The following is a 15,593-nucleotide window of genomic DNA, read 5'->3' as shown; positions in this document are numbered from 1 at the left end:
AAGCCTCCTGAACGGACACGGCGGCGCGCGGCCGCCGGTTGGGTCACGCGGTCACTTCTTGTAGATCCGCTTGCGGGTCTGTTCGAGTTGCGCGAGCACCGTATCGAGCTGCGCGGGATTCGCGAGGAACTGCTGCATGCCCTTCATCCCTTCGTCGGCCATTTCCTTGGTCATGTCGCGGTCGTAGAACTGCGCGACGCCGCCCTTCGTGTCGGCGAGAATCCGGAAGCCGATGCGCGAGATCGGATCGGCCGGCTCGGGCGACTTGCTGTTGGCCGACAGCGAGCCGAGCCCTTCGGCGAGCTTCGCGCCCATCTCGGGCGTTTCGACGAACGCGAGGAACGTGTGCGCGTCGGCCTTGTTCTTCGCCTTGGTCGGGATGTGCAGCGATTCGACCGGGCCGTCCTCGGCGGTCGGCACCTTCGGGTCGATGATCGGAAAGCGGTAGTAACCCATTTCCGGCTTCACGTTCGGCGGGAAACCGGCCGCGATGAAGGTGCCCATCAGCATCATCGCGGCCTTGCCCTGGAACAGGAACGGCTGCGCGCCGTCGAGATCGTAGGACAGCGCGTTGTCGATGAAGTAGCCCGAGTCGATCAGCGATTTCCACGTCGTGTAGACCTTCTTCACGCGCGGGTCGGTGTACGGCACGTCGCCGGCCATCAGTTGCTGATGGAACGCGTTGCCGTTCAGGCGCAGGTCGAGATAGTCGAACCAGCCGGCGAGCGTCCACGCGTCGCGGCCGCCGATCGCGATCGGCGTGATGCCGGCCGCCTTCAGTTTCTTGCACGCATCGAGAAACTGGTCCCACGTCTTCGGCTCGTCGGCGATGCCGACCTTGCGGAACAGGTCCTTGCGGTAGAACAGCCCCCACGAGTAGTAGACGGTCGGCGCCGCGTACTGCTTGCCGTTATAGGACGACGCGCTGCGCGTCGACGCATACATCGCATCCCAGCCGTTCTTCGTCCAGTCGCCGCTCAGGTCCTCGAACAGCCCGCGCTTCGCGTAGTACGCCATCCGTTCGCCCGCGTGCCAGTTCACGACGTCCGGCGCGACGGTGGTGAGCCACGCCGGGAGCTGCACCTTGTACGCTTCCTCGTCGACGAAGGTCGGCTTCACGTCGATGTCGGGATGCGCCTTGTGGAACGCTTCGATCGTCGACTGCCAGACCGCGCGCTGGCTCGCGCCCTTGAACGCGATGTTGAGGGTCAGCGTGCCGGCATCGGCGGGCGCCGTCGTGCCGAGCGACGCGAAGGCGACCGCGGCGGCCGTGGTGAGCCGGGCGGCGGCGCGAAGGGGGCGATGTGTCATGGTGTCTCCAGTCCTGTGTGTCGTTGTACGTGCCCGGCGCGTCGCGGCGCCGGTGAGGGGTTACGAACGGCTTCGATACACGGCTACGTCCTGCGGTCCGACCTGCGCGGCGCCGAACACGAACGCCGACGGCGGTATCGCGTCGATCGTGTGCGGCGTGCTGCCGTAGTTGAACACGTAGGTCAGGCCGCCGCGGCGGCTCACGCGTACGCCATCGGGCAGCGGTGTCGGCGCGAGGCCCGCTTCGGCCGCGACATCGGCGAACAGGCGCATGGTGGTCGCGTCGTCGAACAGCGCGGCCCAGTAATGCAGCGCGCCATGCGACACGCAGGCGGGATGACCGTCGGCGAAGCGCGCATGCACGACGCTGCGCGTGTCGTTGTGCAGTTCGACGAAGTCGCGCCAGTGGCGCGCCGCGCCCGCGAGCGGCGAGCCGTCGCGCAGCGCGCCGTCGATCCGTTCGGTCAGGTTCGGCCGCAGCGATTCGACGCGCCACACGCGTACCGGCAGGATCGACGCGAGCGGGCCGGGCGGCAGCGCCGGCGGAATCTGCAGGTCGACGGTTTTGGAGCCGGTGCGCGGCCCGAACACCACATGGGCGCTCGATGCGGCGAGCCGTGACGCGAAATCATCCGGCACGATCGGCAGCGGCGGCACCACGACGACGCGGTAGCCGTCGAGCGGCGCGTGCGCGGACACGATGTCGACGTCGAGGCCGAGCGCGCGCAGCGCCGAGTAGTACTCGAACGCGAAACGCGGGTAGTGGAAATCGGCGCCCTGCGGCTGCACTTCGAACAGCCACTTCGCCTCGTAGTCGAACACCAGCGCAACGGGCGCGCGCACCGCGCCGTCCGCGTCCGCGCCGGCGTCGTGCACGGTCGCGATCTCGCGCGCGACGCGCTGCGCTTCGCGGCCGCCTTCGTCGAGCTTGTCGTCGGGCGTGTGCAGCCCCGCGTGCATCTGTTCCTGCGCGAACGGCGCCTGCCGCCAGCGGAAGTAGGACACGCAGCCGGCGCCGTGCGCGAACGCCTCCCAGCTCCACAGCCGCACCATGCCCGGCAGCGGCGCGGGGTTCCACTGCGCCCAGTTCACGGGCCCCGGCTGCTGTTCCATCACCCAGAACGGCAGCTTCGACATGCCGCGATACAGGTCGTGATTGAACGACGCGAAATCCGGATGGCCGGTGCGCAGCCAGCGCGCCTTCACGTCGGGCGCGAACCATTGCTCCTCCAGCGCGCCGAGCGGGTAGCTGTCCCACGTCGCGATGTCGAGGTCGCGGGCGACCTCGTAGTGATCGAACTCGGTGAACAACTGCATGAAGTTGTGCGCGACCGGCCGGCCCGGCGAGTGTGCGCGGATCACGTCGACCTGCATCCGGTGATAGCGCGCGAGCTCGTCGGACGCAAAGCGTCGGTAGTCGAGGCGATGCGACGGATGGGCTTCGGTCACGGTGCCCACCGGCGCGTCGACTTCGTCGAAATGGCGATACTCCATGCTCCAGAACACGGTGCCCCATGCACGGTTCAGCGCGTCGATCGTGCCGTAGCGCGCCTTCAGCCATTCGCGGAAGCGCACGAGCGCGGCCGGCGAGTAGCTGACGACGGTCTGGTGGCAGCCGAGCTCGTTGTCGGTCTGCCAGTAGCGCACGGCCGGATGGCGGCCGTAGCGCTCGGCGACCGCCGTGCAGATCTGGCGCGACGCTTCGAGATAGGTCGGCGACGAGAAATCGTAGTGGCGGCGCGAGCCGAACGCGCGCGGCCGGCCGTCCGCGCCGATCGCGAGGATGTCGGGATGACGGTCGACCAGCCATTTCGGCGGCGTCGCGGTCGGCGTGCACATCACGATCTCGAGGCCGGCTGCGCCGAGCACGTCGACCGCACGGTCGAGCCAGCCCCAGTCGTATTCGCCCGGCGACGGCTCGATGCGGCTCCATGCGAATTCGGCGATCCGCACTTGCTCGATGCCGAGCGTTTTCATCCGGCGGGCGTCGTCGGCCCACATCGATTCCGGCCAGTGTTCCGGGTAGTAGCAGACTCCGAGGCGCATGCCGATCCTTATGCGTAGTGGTGAACGTGGACGTCGGCGCACGCGGGCACCGCGCGGCCGTCTTCGGTGAACAGGTGGCAGGCCGCGGCCGGCGCGTGCACGTGCACGCGTTCGCCGGTGCGCACCTGCGCGTCGCCGGGCACCTTCGCGATCAGCGGCGTCGCGTCGGGCAGGCCGGGCGAATCGAGGTGCACGTAGGTCTGTTCGCCCAGGCGTTCGACGAGCGCGACGTCGCGCGCGAGCGTCGTCGCGTCGGCCGCGGCGCCGAGCGTCAGGTGTTCGGGACGGACGCCGAGCGTCACGGCGGCGCCGGCGCTCAGCGCCGAGCCGTCACGCGGCAGCGCGAAGGTTTCGCCGGACGGCACCAGCTTGACGGTCGTGCGCTGCGCGTCGCACGCAGTCACGACGGCCGGCAGGAAGTTCATCCGCGGCGAGCCGATGAAGCCCGCGACGAAGCGGCTGGCCGGGTGGTGGTAAAGGTCGAGCGGTGCACCGACCTGCGCGATGCTGCCGTGCTGCGCGGTATCCGCGCCGGCGTGCAGCAGCACGATCTTGTCGGCGAGCGTCATCGCCTCGGTCTGGTCGTGCGTCACGTAGACGACGCTCGCGCGTTCGAACTGCCGGTGCAGCCGCGCGATCTCGATGCGGGTCTGGCCGCGCAGCGCCGCGTCGAGATTGGACAGCGGTTCGTCGAACAGGAACACGCCGGGCTCGCGCACGATCGCGCGGCCGATCGCGACGCGCTGCCGCTGGCCGCCCGACAGCGCCTTCGGCTTGCGTTCGAGCAGCGTGTCGAGCTGCAGGATGCGCGCGGCGTCGCGCACCTTCCGGTCGATCTCGGCTTTCGGCACGCGCGCGAGCTTCAGCCCGAACGCCATGTTCTCGTACACCGTCATGTGCGGAAACAGCGCGTAGCTCTGGAACACCATCGCGACGCCGCGTTCGGCGGCCGGCACGTCGTCGACGCGGCGGCCGTCGATCGACAACTCGCCCGCGCTCAGATCCTCGAGCCCGGCGATCATGCGCAACAGGGTCGACTTCCCGCATCCGGACGGCCCGAGAAACACGCAGAACTCGTGCGCGCCGATCTCCAGATCGACGTCGCGAATGACCGGCGCGTGCTCGCCATAGGCTTTCTGCACGCGTCGCATCGAGATGCTCGCCATTGTCTCCGCTCCATGTTTTAATGCGCCACACTGCTTGATTAAGCGCTTAATCATCGCGATCAAAAAAAGGGGCGATGCGATCGCGGCCGAGTCGCGCCCGTCGGTCGGGCGGCAGGGTGTGCGGCGATAGTGCGCCGCTTCGGTGAGCGAAGCAAATATTGGATCGACGTCTCATATAGTGAGCAAACGATGGCAACTCTGGATGAAGTGGCGCGCCGCGCCGGCGTGACGGCCGCGACGGTGTCGAACGTGCTGCGCGATCGCGGCCGGGTCGGCGACGCGACGCGGGCGCGGGTGCTCGAAGCGGTCGACGCGCTCGGGTATCGGCCGCACCTCGCCGCGCGGGCGCTGGCGGAAGGGCGCGCGCCGACGGTCGCGCTGATGGTATCGAGCATCGCGAACCCGTTCTATCCGGAGTTCGCGCTGGCGGTCGAGCGCGCGGTGCGCCGCAACGGGCAGTTCCTGATCGTCTGCAATACGAACGAAGATCCGTTGCAGGGGCGCGCGTATCTCGACCAGATCGCCGGCACGATCTCCGAAGGGATTCTCGTGACCAATGCGAACCTGCACCTGCCGGACCTGCTCGACGTCGCGCGGCGTGGCGTGCCGGTCGTGCTGTGCCTGTGGGAGCGGCCTGACGCGCCGCCCGACGGGTTGCCGTGCGTGGCGATCGATTTCCGCGAGGCGGGACGGATCGCGACGCGGCATCTGCTCGAACTCGGTCACGAGACAATCGGAGTGATCGTCGGCGGCGCGGCGAGCGGCGTGCAGGCGGCGCGCTACGACGGCTTCGTCGACGTGATGCGCGATGCGGGGCTCGACGCGTCGATCGTCGCGGCCGAGCGTGATTCGATCGAAGGCGGGCTGCGTGCGGCGGGCCGGCTGCTCGATGCGCACCCGCGGTTGACCGCGCTGGTCGCGACCAACGACCTGCCGGCGATCGGCGCGATGCATGCGGCGGCCGATCGCGGCCGGCGCGTGCCCGACGATCTGTCGATCGTCGGCATCACCGACATCCATCTCGCGCGCGACACGCGGCCCACGCTGACGACCGTCGCGATCCCCACTGCCGAAGCGGCCGGCCTCGCAGTCGAGCTGCTCAATACGCTGCGCGAGGCGGGCGGGAAGGGCGACGGCGCGTCGCGCGTGCGGGTCGCGTCGCTGCCGACGCTGACGGTGCGCGGCACGACCGGGCCGGTGCCGCGCGCGGCATGACGAAACGCGAGCGGTAGCCCGCCGGCTTCAGCCGCCTTCGACGAGCCGCAGCACGATGCGGCGGGCCGAATCGAGATGCGCGACGGTCATCGCGCGGGCGCCGCGGGCATCGCGTTCGAGGCACGCCTGCAGGATATCGTCGTGTTCGACCTGGAACGACGAGGTATCGGCGAGCAGCGTGGCCTGCAGGCGCTCGTAACGTTCGACCTGGCCGCGCAGTTCGGCGATCGACTTCAACTGCCGCGCGTTGCCGCAGCACGAATACAGCAACGCGTGGAATTCGCGGTTCAGTTCGCCTTGCCGGCGTGGCACGGTTGCATCGCCGAGCAGCCGATGCACGAGTTCGGCGCGGGCGAGCGTTTCGTCGTCGAGCCGCTTCACGCTGCGGTAGATCGCATCGCCTTCGAGCAGCACGCGCAGATCGTAGATTTCGTGCACGTCCGACGCGCTCAACATGCGCACGACGGCGCCGCGATTCCGGAAGATGTCGAGCAAGCCCTCGCGTTCCAGCCGCTGGATCGCCTCGCGCATCGGAATCCGGCTGATGCCGAAGCGCTCGGCCAGATCGCGCTCGACGAGCCGCTCGCCGGCCGCCAGTTCGCCGTTGATGATCATGTCGCGCAGCGACGCGGCGACCGCGTCCGCCGTGGAGTCGAGTTTGGCTTCCATGCCTGCCTGTTTCGTCATTTTGGAATAATGGTATACCAAACGGCAATCCCAGTGCCACAATGGCCACCATCGGCGGGCTTCACGCAACGGCGTCCGGCCCGGTCGAGGCAACCGACATCAATGGAGAGCGAGATGGCATCGGGCGAACACCAGTATCGCGTCGCAGTGGAGTGGACGGGCAATCGTGGCACCGGCACGTCGGGGTATCGCGAGTACGGGCGCGATCATGTGATCCGCGCAGGCTCCAAGCCGGATATTCCCGGCTCGTCGGACCCGGCGTTTCGCGGCGACGCGGCGCGCTGGAACCCTGAAGACCTGCTGCTCGCGTCGGCATCGGCGTGCCACAAGCTGTGGTATCTGCACCTGTGTTCGGAAGCCGGCATCCGCGTGCTGGCCTATGTCGACCACGCGGAAGGCACGATGCTCGACGGCGCCGAAGCGGGTCGCTTCACCGAAATCGTGCTGCGCCCGCAGGTGACGATCCGGGCCGGCGACGATCGTGAACGCGCGGCGCAGCTGCATCACGATGCGCATGCGAAGTGCTACATCGCGAATTCGGTCAATTTTCCGATTCGGTGCGAGCCGGTGATCGAGGTTGCCGCGGCGTAGGAAACCGCGGCTGCGTCGTCACAGCGCAACCCCATAAACCTCCCGCGCCGCGGCCCGAATCGCCTCGACCATCACCGTCACCGCCGGCGAATGCAGCCGGTCGGTGCGCGTGATGATCCCGAAATCGTCCATCCGGCAATCCATCTCCAGCGGCAGCATCGTGACGATCCCGTGCCGCGCGTAGTAGCGCGCGACGTCCTCGGCGAGCACCGCGATCATGTCGCTCTGTTCGAGCAGTTGCGTGATGAACAGCAGCGCCGACGTTTCGACGAGGTTCGCCGGCGGCGCGAGGCTCGCGCGCTGGAACACGAGTTCGAAGCGGTGCCGCAGCACGCTGCCGGCCGGCGGCACGACCCACGCGGCGCGCTGTACGTCCGCGAGCGCCAGCGGCGCTTGCGCGAGCAGCGGATGGCCGGGCCGCACGACCGCGGCCACCGATTCGCCGGTCAGCGGCTCGTAGCGCAGGCGCAGCTTGTCGTGTTCGGCGGACAGCCGGCCGAGCACGATGTCGATCTTTTCCTGCGCGAGATGCTCGAGCAGCACGTTGCTGGTGTCGATCTCGACCGACACGTGCAGGCCCGCATGCGTGCCCTTCACCGCGGCGACGGCCGGCGGCACGAGCCGCAGGGCCGGCGACGTGATCGCCCCCACCGCCACGTGGCCGAGATGGCCGGCCTTCAGCGCGGCCAGCTCCTCGCGTGCCTGGTCGAGGCTGCCGAGCGCCGCGCGCGCGTGGCGGATCAGCGCGTCGCCGTACAGCGTCGGCCGCATCCCGCGTGGCAGGCGCTCGAACAGCACCGCGCCAATCGATTCCTCGAGTTCGCGCAGCAGCTTCGACGCGGCCGGCTGCGTCATGTTCAGCGCGGCCGCCGCGCGGTGGATGCTGCCTTCGTCGGCGAGCGCGACGACCAGCAGCAACTGGCGCGTCTTCAGGCGGGCGCGGTTTCCCCACGGACTGGCTTCGGTCATCGTACGGGTTTATATCGATATCGGAATCGATATCGTAATCGCCAAAAACGTCATTAGCCAGTTATCAAAATTCTGCCTAGACTGCGCCGGTATCCCGTCACCACAGGACTGACGATGTCGGCAACAAAACCCAGGCTGCGCTCCGCCCAATGGTTCGGCACGAACGACAAGAACGGCTTCATGTACCGGAGCTGGATGAAGAACCAGGGCATTCCCGATCACGAATTCGACGGCCGGCCGATCATCGGCATCTGCAATACGTGGTCCGAACTGACGCCGTGCAACGCGCACTTCCGCAAGCTCGCCGAGCACGTGAAGCGCGGGATTTCGGAAGCGGGCGGCTTCCCGGTCGAGTTCCCGGTGTTCTCGAACGGCGAATCGAACCTGCGGCCGTCGGCGATGCTCACGCGCAACCTCGCGTCGATGGACGTCGAGGAAGCGATCCGCGGCAACCCGATCGACGCGGTCGTGCTGCTCGCCGGCTGCGACAAGACGACGCCCGCGCTGCTGATGGGCGCGGCAAGCTGCGACGTGCCGGCGATCGTCGTGTCGGGCGGCCCGATGCTCAACGGCAAGCTCGAAGGCAAGAACATCGGTTCGGGCACGGCCGTGTGGCAACTGCACGAAGCGCTGAAGGCCGGCGAGATCGACCTGCATCACTTCCTGTCGGCCGAAGCCGGGATGTCGCGCTCGGCCGGCACCTGCAACACGATGGGCACCGCGTCGACGATGGCGTGCATGGCCGAGGCGCTCGGCGTCGCGCTGCCGCACAACGCGGCGATTCCGGCCGTCGATTCGCGCCGCTACGTGCTCGCGCACATGTCGGGCATCCGCATCGTCGAGATGGCGCTCGAAGGGCTCGTGCTGTCGAAGGTCCTGACGCGTGCGGCGTTCGAGAACGCGATCCGCGCGAATGCGGCGATCGGCGGCTCGACCAACGCGGTGATCCACCTGAAGGCGATCGCCGGCCGCATCGGCGTGCCGCTCGAACTGGAAGACTGGATGCGCATCGGCCGCGACACGCCGACGATCGTCGACCTGATGCCGTCGGGGCGCTTCCTGATGGAGGAGTTCTATTACGCGGGCGGGCTGCCGGCCGTGCTGCGCCGGCTCGGCGAAGGCGGGCTGCTGCCGCACCCGGACGCGCTGACGGTCAACGGCAAATCGCTGTGGGACAACGTGCGCGAAGCGCCGAACTACGACGACGAGGTGATTCGTCCGCTCGACCGGCCGCTGATCGCGGACGGCGGCATCTGCATCCTGCGCGGCAATCTCGCGCCGCGCGGCGCGGTGCTGAAACCGTCGGCGGCGAGCCCCGAACTGCTCAAGCATCGCGGCCGCGCGGTGGTGTTCGAGAACCTCGACCACTACAAGGCGACGATCAACGACGAAGCGCTCGACGTCGACGCGAGCTCGGTGATGGTGCTGAAGAACTGCGGGCCGCGCGGCTATCCGGGCATGGCCGAGGTCGGCAACATGGGGCTGCCGCCGAAGCTGCTGCGCCAGGGCGTGAAGGACATGGTGCGGATTTCCGATGCGCGGATGAGCGGCACCGCGTACGGCACGGTCGTGCTGCACGTCGCGCCGGAAGCGGCCGCCGGCGGGCCGCTCGCGGCCGTGCGCAACGGCGACTGGATCGAGCTGGACTGCGAGGCCGGCACGCTGCATCTCGACATTCCGGATGAAGAGTTGCAGCGCCGCCTGTCCGACGTCGATCCGACCGCGGCGCCGGGCGTGGCCGGCCAGCTCGGCAAGGGCGGCTACGCGCGGCTGTATATCGATCACGTGCTGCAGGCGGACGAGGGGTGCGACCTCGACTTCCTGGTCGGCACGCGCGGCGCGGACGTGCCGAGCCATTCGCATTGAGCAGGCGGGCGGCGCGACCTGCGTCGCCGCCGGTTGCGGGCCTTCCCGGCCCGCGCTTCATGAAACCGTGAACGCATGACGGCCGGCGACAACCGGGCCGAAGCAGGACGCGAACCATGACATCGAGCAGCACGCCGCGCTATCGCGGCATCTTTCCCGTCGTTCCGACGACGTTTGCCGATACCGGCGAGCTCGACCTCGCGAGCCAGAAGCGCGCGGTCGATTTCATGATCGACGCCGGCTCGGACGGGCTGTGCATCCTCGCGAACTTCTCCGAGCAGTTCGCGATCACCGACGACGAACGCGACGTGCTCACGCGCACGATCCTCGAGCACGTGGCCGGCCGCGTGCCGGTGATCGTCACGACGTCGCACTACAGCACGCAGGTGTGCGCGGCGCGCAGCCTGCGCGCGCAGCAGCTCGGCGCCGCGATGGTGATGATGATGCCGCCGTATCACGGCGCGACGTTCCGCGTGCCGGAAGCGCAGATCTTCGAGTTCTATGCACGCGTGTCCGACGCGATCGCGATCCCGATCATGATCCAGGACGCGCCTGCGAGCGGCACCGCGCTGTCCGCGCCGTTCCTCGCCCGGATGGCGCGCGAGATCGAGCAGGTCGCGTACTTCAAGATCGAGACGCCGGGCGCGGCGAACAAGCTGCGCGAGCTGATCCGGCTCGGCGGTGACGCGATCGAGGGGCCGTGGGACGGCGAGGAAGCGATCACGCTGCTCGCCGACCTCCATGCGGGCGCGACCGGCGCGATGACGGGCGGCGGCTTCCCGGACGGCATCCGGCCGATCCTCGAAGCGTTCCGCGAAGGGCGGCACGACGATGCGTTCGCGCATTACCAGGCGTGGCTGCCGCTGATCAATCACGAGAACCGCCAGTCCGGGATCCTCACCGCGAAGGCGCTGATGCGCGAAGGCGGCGTGATCGCGTGCGAGCGGCCGCGGCATCCGATGCCGGAACTGCACCCGGACACGCGCGCGGAATTGCTCGCGATCGCGCGCCGGCTCGATCCGCTCGTGCTGCGCTGGGCGCGCTGAGCGATTCGCGAAGGAGAAAGGCACGATGAGTGAACCGATTTCGCTGGGCGTCGTCGGGATCGGCAAGATCGCACGCGACCAGCATCTGCCGGCGATCGCCGCCGAACCGGGCTTCGCGCTGACCGCATGCGCGAGCCGCCACGCGGAAGTCACGGGCGTACGCAACTACCCCGACCTGCGCGGGCTGCTCGCCGCCGAACCCGAACTCGACGCGGTGTCGCTGTGCGCGCCGCCGCAGGTGCGCTACGCGCAGGCGCGCGCCGCGCTCGAAGCCGGCAAGCACGTGATGCTCGAGAAGCCGCCGGGCGCGACGCTCGGCGAAGTGGCCGCGCTGGACGCGCTGGCCCGCGAGCGCGGCCTCACGCTGTTCGCGACCTGGCATTCGCGTTGCGCGAGCGCGGTCGAGCCCGCGCGCGCATGGCTCGCGCACCGCACGATCCGCGCGGTGCAGGTGCGCTGGAAGGAAGACGTGCGGCGCTGGCATCCGGGGCAGCAGTGGATCTGGGAGCCGGGCGGCCTCGGCGTGTTCGATCCGGGCATCAACGCGCTGTCGATTGTCACGCGGATCCTGCCGCGCGAACTCGTGCTGCGCGAGGCGACGCTCATCGTGCCGAGCGACGTGCAGACGCCGATCGCGGCCGAACTCGATTGCGCGGATACCGACGGCGTGCCGGTGCGCGCGGAATTCGACTGGCGCCACGGCCCCGTCGAGCAATGGGAGATCGCGGTCGACACGGCCGACGGCGTGCTCGCGATCAGCCGCGGCGGCGCGCAATTGTCGATCGCCGGCGAGCCGGTCGAGATCGGGCCCGAACGCGAATACCCGGCACTGTATGCGCACTTCCATGCGCTGATCGCGCGTGGCGAAAGCGACGTCGACGTGCGGCCGCTGCGGCTCGTCGCCGACGCCTTCCTGTTCGGCCGGCGCGTGCAGACCGACGCGTTCGGCCGCTGAACCTGCGCGCGCGCTTCGGTACGAACGAGCGCGCGCGACGAATGATTGATTACGGCACACATCACGGCATCAGCCGATACAAAGGAGACACCCATGAACCGCACGACTCACACGATTCGCCGCCATACCCTGCGCGCGCTGCTGGCCGCGCTCTGCATCGCGCCGCTCGGCATGCAGGGCGCCGCGCACGCCGACGCGCCGCTGAAGATCGGCTTCCTCGTGAAGATGCCGGAGCAGGCGTGGTTCATCAACGAGCAGAACGCGGCGTCCGCGCTCGGCCAGAAGGAGAATTTCTCGGTCGTGAAGATCGGCACGCCGGACGGCGAGAAGGTGCTGGCCGCGATCGACAACCTCGGTTCGCAGGGCGCGCAGGGCTTCGTGATCTGCGCGCCGGATGTACGTCTCGGGCCGGCGATCGCGTCGCGCGCGAAGCGCTACAACATGAAGTTCGTGACGGTCGACGACCAGCTCGTCGATTCGAGCGGCAAGCCGCTGCCGAACGTGCCGCACCTCGGGATGTCGGCGACCAAGATCGGCAACCAGGTCGGCCAGGCGATCGCCGACGAGATGAAGCGGCGCGGCTGGAAGCCGGAAGAAGTCGGCGCGCTGCGTGTCACCAACTACGAGCTGCCGACCGCGAAGCTGCGCACCGACGGCGCGACGCAGGCGCTGCTCGCGAACGGCTTCCGCAAGGAAAACATCTTCGACGCGCCGCAGAAGACCACCGACGACGAAGGCGGCTTCAGTGCGGCGGCGCCGGTGCTCGCGCGCCATCCGAACGTGAAGAAATGGGTGATCTACGCGCTGAACGAGGAAACCGTGCTCGGCGCGGTGCGCGCGACCGAACAGCTGCACATTCCGGCGGCCGACGTGATCGGCGTCGGCATCAACGGCGCGGGCGAGGCGTTCGCCGAGTTCCAGAAGAAGGAGCCGACCGGCTTCTACGGGACGATCGCGGTCAGCTCGACGAACCACGGCAAGGACAGCACGCAGAACCTCGTCGACTGGATCCGCAACGGCAAGACGCCGCCGGCCGACACGCAGACGAGCGGCAAGCTGATGACGCGCGCGAACTGGCAGGCCGTGCGCGCCGAACTCGGTATCTGAGCGGGGCGAGGCGAGAACGCGATGACGATGCAGACGATCACGGCCGCGCCCGGCCACGACGCCGAAGCGGGCATGCGGCCGGACGGCCCGCTGCTCGCGCTCGACGGCATCACGGTGACGTTTCCGGGCGTGCGGGCGCTCGACGCGGTGTCGCTGTCGGTGCGCGCGGGTGAGGTGCACGGGCTGATGGGCGAGAACGGCGCGGGGAAATCGACGCTGCTGAAGGTGCTGTCCGGCGTGAACCAGCCGCAGGCCGGCACGCTGACGCTGAACGGCACGGCGCAGCGCTTCGCGTCGACGCGCGCGGCGCTCGAGGCCGGCATCGCGATCATCTACCAGGAACTGCATCTGGTGCCCGAGCTGACGGTCGCGGAAAACCTGATGCTCGGGCAATTGCCGAGCCGGCTCGGCGTGGTCGACGAGCGCACGCTCGCCGCGCGCGCGCTCGATGCGCTGGAGCGGCTCGGCGAGCACATCGATCCGGGCATCCTGGTGAAGTATCTGTCGATCGGCCAGCGCCAGATGATCGAGATCGGCAAGGCGCTGATGCGCGACGCGCGCGTGATCGCATTCGACGAACCGACGAGTTCGCTGTCCGCGCGCGAAACCACGCAGCTGTTTCGGATCATCCGCGCGCTGCGCGCGGAAGGCCGCGCGATCATCTACGTCACGCACCGGATGGAGGAGGTCTATGAACTGTGCGACCGCGTGACGGTGTTTCGCGACGGTCGCCGCATCGACACGTTCGATTCCGTCGCCGATCTCGACCGCGACCGGCTGATCGGCTGCATGGTCGGCCGTTCGATCGAGGACGTGTACGGCTACCGGCCGCGTGCGGCCGGCGACGTGCTGATCGAAGCGAAGGGGCTGGCGGGGCCTGGGCTGGCCGAGCCCGTGTCGTTCACCGCGCGGCGCGGCGAGATCGTCGGCTTCTTCGGGCTCGTCGGCGCGGGCCGCTCCGAGCTGATGAAGCTGCTGTACGGTGCGGTGCGACCGAGCGCCGGGCACGTCGAGCTGAACGGCAAGAGGGTGGCGTTCGGCAGCCCGCGCGACGCGGTGCGCGCCGGCATCGCGCTGTGCCCGGAAGACCGCAAGCAGGAAGGCATCGTCGCGATCGCGTCGGTGGCCGACAACCTGAACATCAGCGCGCGCCGTCATTTCAGCCCGGCGCGCGTGCTGCTCGACGGGCGGCGCGAACGCGAGCTCGCGCAGCAATACATCGAGCGCCTCGCGATCAAGACCCGCGACGGCGACACGCCGATCGGCGCGCTGTCGGGCGGCAACCAGCAGAAGGTCGTGCTCGCGCGCTGGCTGGCCGAGCGCATCGACGTGTTCCTGATGGACGAGCCGACGCGCGGCATCGACGTCGGCGCGCGCGCGGAAATCTACAACCTGTTCTACGAACTCGCGGAAGCGGGCCGCACCGTGATCCTCGTGTCGAGCGATCTGGCCGAGGTGATCGGCGTGTCGGACCGCATCGTCGTGATGAAGGAAGGACGGATCGCGGGCGAGGTCGCGAAGGCGCACGCGACGCCCGATGCGCTGATCAAGCTCGCGCTGCCGCGCTAGCGGCGTGCTGTTCAACCGGAAAGCAAGTGAACTGATATGAGCCAGGCAATGCAACCCCAACGTACTTCCCCGTCCCCGGATGCCGCGGCCGCGGCCACGCCCGCGCGGCCACGCGGCGGCGTGTGGCAGCTGATCAACCGCTCCGGCATCGTGATGGTGTTTCTCGTGCTGTTCGCGGTGCTGTCGATGACCGTGCCGGACTTCCTCACGCCGCGCAACATCCAGGGCCTGTTGCTGTCGGTCACGCTGATCGGCTCGATCGCGGTGACGATGATGTTCGTGCTCGCGCTCGGCGAGGTCGACCTGTCGGTCGCATCGATCGTCGCGTTCTCGGGCGTCGTCGCGTCGACGCTGATCACCGCGACGCACAGCGTCGTGCTCGGTATCGCGGCCGGCGTGCTCGCGGGTGGGGCGGTCGGGCTCGTGAACGGCGTGCTGATCGCACGCTACCGGATCAACTCGCTGATCGTCACGCTCGCGATGATGGAAGTCGTGCGCGGGCTCGCGTTCATCACGTCGAACGGCGACGCGGTGATGATCTCGGAAGAGCGCTTCTTCGATCTCGGCGGCGGGTCGTTCCTCGGTATTTCGTATCCGATCTGGAGCAACATCGTCGGTTTCGTCGTGTTCGGTTTCCTGCTGCGCAAGACGGTGTTCGGCAAGAACGTACTGGCCGTCGGCGGCAACGGCGAGGCGGCGCTGCTCGCGGGGCTGCCGGTGATGCGCATCAAGATCGCCGTGTTCGTGCTGCAAGGGCTCGTGACGGGCTTCGCCGGCGTGATGCTCGCGTCGCGGATGAGCCTCGGCGACCCGAAGACGTCGGTCGGCCTCGAACTCGGCGTGATCTCCGCATGTGTGCTCGGCGGCGTGTCGCTGACGGGCGGCGTCGCGACGATCTCCGGCGTGCTGGTCGGCGTGCTGATCATGGGTTCCGTGCAGGACGCGATGAGCCTGCTGAACGTGCCGACCTTTTACCAATATCTGATACGCGGCGGAATTCTGTTGCTCGCGGTGCTGTTCGACCAGTATCGTCGCAACCAGCGGCGCGCGATGAAGATCTGACTT

At 68.6% G+C, this 15,593-nt stretch carries 13 protein-coding genes; 8 read left to right on the top strand and 5 right to left on the bottom strand.

Annotation, left to right across the window (positions count from 1 at the left end):
* Positions 1–51: 51 nt before the first annotated feature.
* The 3 genes from DTA15_RS04980 to DTA15_RS04970 are packed head-to-tail and all read right to left on the bottom strand — an operon-like array spanning position 52 to position 4,523.
* Positions 52–1,311 (bottom strand): ABC transporter substrate-binding protein, encoded by a 1,260-nt coding sequence (locus DTA15_RS04980; RefSeq protein WP_006485097.1) that lies wholly within the window; start codon positions 1,309–1,311, stop codon positions 52–54.
* Between the two features lie 60 nt (positions 1,312–1,371).
* Positions 1,372–3,357, bottom strand: coding sequence for a beta-galactosidase (locus DTA15_RS04975; protein WP_006485091.1), 1,986 nt, complete (start codon positions 3,355–3,357; stop codon positions 1,372–1,374).
* A gap of 8 nt (positions 3,358–3,365) precedes the next feature.
* Complete coding sequence (locus DTA15_RS04970) at positions 3,366–4,523, bottom strand: ABC transporter ATP-binding protein (protein WP_006485100.1); 1,158 nt, start codon at positions 4,521–4,523, stop codon at positions 3,366–3,368.
* 189 nt (positions 4,524–4,712) lie between these two features.
* Here DTA15_RS04970 and DTA15_RS04965 point away from each other — a divergent pair, with 189 nt between their 5' ends.
* The gene (locus DTA15_RS04965; RefSeq protein ID WP_006485083.1) at positions 4,713–5,738 is read left to right on the top strand and encodes a LacI family DNA-binding transcriptional regulator; all 1,026 of its coding nucleotides are present in this window, start codon (positions 4,713–4,715) and stop codon (positions 5,736–5,738) included.
* Positions 5,739–5,765: 27 nt separating this feature from the next.
* On the opposite strand, the gene DTA15_RS04960 is transcribed toward DTA15_RS04965, so the two are convergent.
* Entirely contained in the window at positions 5,766–6,407 is a 642-nt protein-coding gene (locus tag DTA15_RS04960; RefSeq protein WP_006493069.1) for a GntR family transcriptional regulator, read from the bottom strand.
* 132 nt (positions 6,408–6,539) lie between these two features.
* Here DTA15_RS04960 and DTA15_RS04955 point away from each other — a divergent pair, with 132 nt between their 5' ends.
* Positions 6,540–7,016, top strand: coding sequence for an OsmC family protein (locus tag DTA15_RS04955; protein WP_006485099.1), 477 nt, complete (start codon positions 6,540–6,542; stop codon positions 7,014–7,016).
* A gap of 18 nt (positions 7,017–7,034) precedes the next feature.
* On the opposite strand, the gene DTA15_RS04950 is transcribed toward DTA15_RS04955, so the two are convergent.
* Entirely contained in the window at positions 7,035–7,985 is a 951-nt protein-coding gene (locus tag DTA15_RS04950) for a LysR family transcriptional regulator (protein WP_006485089.1), read from the bottom strand.
* A 114-nt stretch (positions 7,986–8,099) separates the two neighbouring features.
* Here DTA15_RS04950 and DTA15_RS04945 point away from each other — a divergent pair, with 114 nt between their 5' ends.
* From DTA15_RS04945 to araH, 6 genes are all read left to right on the top strand, one after another.
* Positions 8,100–9,851 carry an IlvD/Edd family dehydratase gene (locus DTA15_RS04945; protein WP_006485093.1) on the top strand — a complete coding sequence of 584 codons (1,752 nt, stop codon included), beginning with the start codon at positions 8,100–8,102 and terminating at the stop codon, positions 9,849–9,851.
* Between the two features lie 116 nt (positions 9,852–9,967).
* Positions 9,968–10,897 carry a dihydrodipicolinate synthase family protein gene (locus DTA15_RS04940; protein WP_006485084.1) on the top strand — a complete coding sequence of 310 codons (930 nt, stop codon included), beginning with the start codon at positions 9,968–9,970 and terminating at the stop codon, positions 10,895–10,897.
* Positions 10,898–10,922: 25 nt separating this feature from the next.
* Positions 10,923–11,852 (top strand): Gfo/Idh/MocA family protein, encoded by a 930-nt coding sequence (locus tag DTA15_RS04935; protein WP_006485095.1) that lies wholly within the window; start codon positions 10,923–10,925, stop codon positions 11,850–11,852.
* A gap of 93 nt (positions 11,853–11,945) precedes the next feature.
* The gene (locus DTA15_RS04930) at positions 11,946–12,959 is read left to right on the top strand and encodes an arabinose ABC transporter substrate-binding protein (protein ID WP_006485098.1); all 1,014 of its coding nucleotides are present in this window, start codon (positions 11,946–11,948) and stop codon (positions 12,957–12,959) included.
* Positions 12,960–12,980: 21 nt separating this feature from the next.
* Positions 12,981–14,528 (top strand): L-arabinose ABC transporter ATP-binding protein AraG, encoded by a 1,548-nt coding sequence (gene araG, locus DTA15_RS04925; protein ID WP_012493645.1) that lies wholly within the window; start codon positions 12,981–12,983, stop codon positions 14,526–14,528.
* Between the two features lie 36 nt (positions 14,529–14,564).
* Positions 14,565–15,590, top strand: coding sequence for an L-arabinose ABC transporter permease AraH (araH, locus tag DTA15_RS04920; protein WP_006485094.1), 1,026 nt, complete (start codon positions 14,565–14,567; stop codon positions 15,588–15,590).
* The last annotated feature ends 3 nt before the right edge of the window (positions 15,591–15,593 follow it).

This window comes from Burkholderia cenocepacia, from assembly GCF_900446215.1.
GTDB lineage: Bacteria > Pseudomonadota > Gammaproteobacteria > Burkholderiales > Burkholderiaceae > Burkholderia > Burkholderia cenocepacia.
Note: the sequence above shows the minus strand (reverse complement) of the source record. Positions and strands in the feature narration are given on the sequence as shown.

Bases quoted from the DNA above. Each gene is read 5' to 3' on its own strand.
- DTA15_RS04960 (WP_006493069.1), bottom strand. From the start codon at position 6,407: ATGGAAGCCAAACTCGACTCCACGGCGGACGCGGTCGCCGCGTCGCTG.
- DTA15_RS04945 (WP_006485093.1), top strand. From the start codon at position 8,100: ATGTCGGCAACAAAACCCAGGCTGCGCTCCGCCCAATGGTTCGGCACG.
- DTA15_RS04955 (WP_006485099.1), top strand. From the start codon at position 6,540: ATGGCATCGGGCGAACACCAGTATCGCGTCGCAGTGGAGTGGACGGGC.
- DTA15_RS04975 (WP_006485091.1), bottom strand. From the start codon at position 3,357: ATGCGCCTCGGAGTCTGCTACTACCCGGAACACTGGCCGGAATCGATG.
- araH (WP_006485094.1), top strand. From the start codon at position 14,565: ATGAGCCAGGCAATGCAACCCCAACGTACTTCCCCGTCCCCGGATGCC.
- DTA15_RS04930 (WP_006485098.1), top strand. From the start codon at position 11,946: ATGAACCGCACGACTCACACGATTCGCCGCCATACCCTGCGCGCGCTG.
- DTA15_RS04965 (WP_006485083.1), top strand. From the start codon at position 4,713: ATGGCAACTCTGGATGAAGTGGCGCGCCGCGCCGGCGTGACGGCCGCG.
- DTA15_RS04970 (WP_006485100.1), bottom strand. From the start codon at position 4,523: ATGGCGAGCATCTCGATGCGACGCGTGCAGAAAGCCTATGGCGAGCAC.
- DTA15_RS04940 (WP_006485084.1), top strand. From the start codon at position 9,968: ATGACATCGAGCAGCACGCCGCGCTATCGCGGCATCTTTCCCGTCGTT.
- DTA15_RS04950 (WP_006485089.1), bottom strand. From the start codon at position 7,985: ATGACCGAAGCCAGTCCGTGGGGAAACCGCGCCCGCCTGAAGACGCGC.
- DTA15_RS04935 (WP_006485095.1), top strand. From the start codon at position 10,923: ATGAGTGAACCGATTTCGCTGGGCGTCGTCGGGATCGGCAAGATCGCA.
- DTA15_RS04980 (WP_006485097.1), bottom strand. From the start codon at position 1,311: ATGACACATCGCCCCCTTCGCGCCGCCGCCCGGCTCACCACGGCCGCC.
- araG (WP_012493645.1), top strand. From the start codon at position 12,981: ATGACGATGCAGACGATCACGGCCGCGCCCGGCCACGACGCCGAAGCG.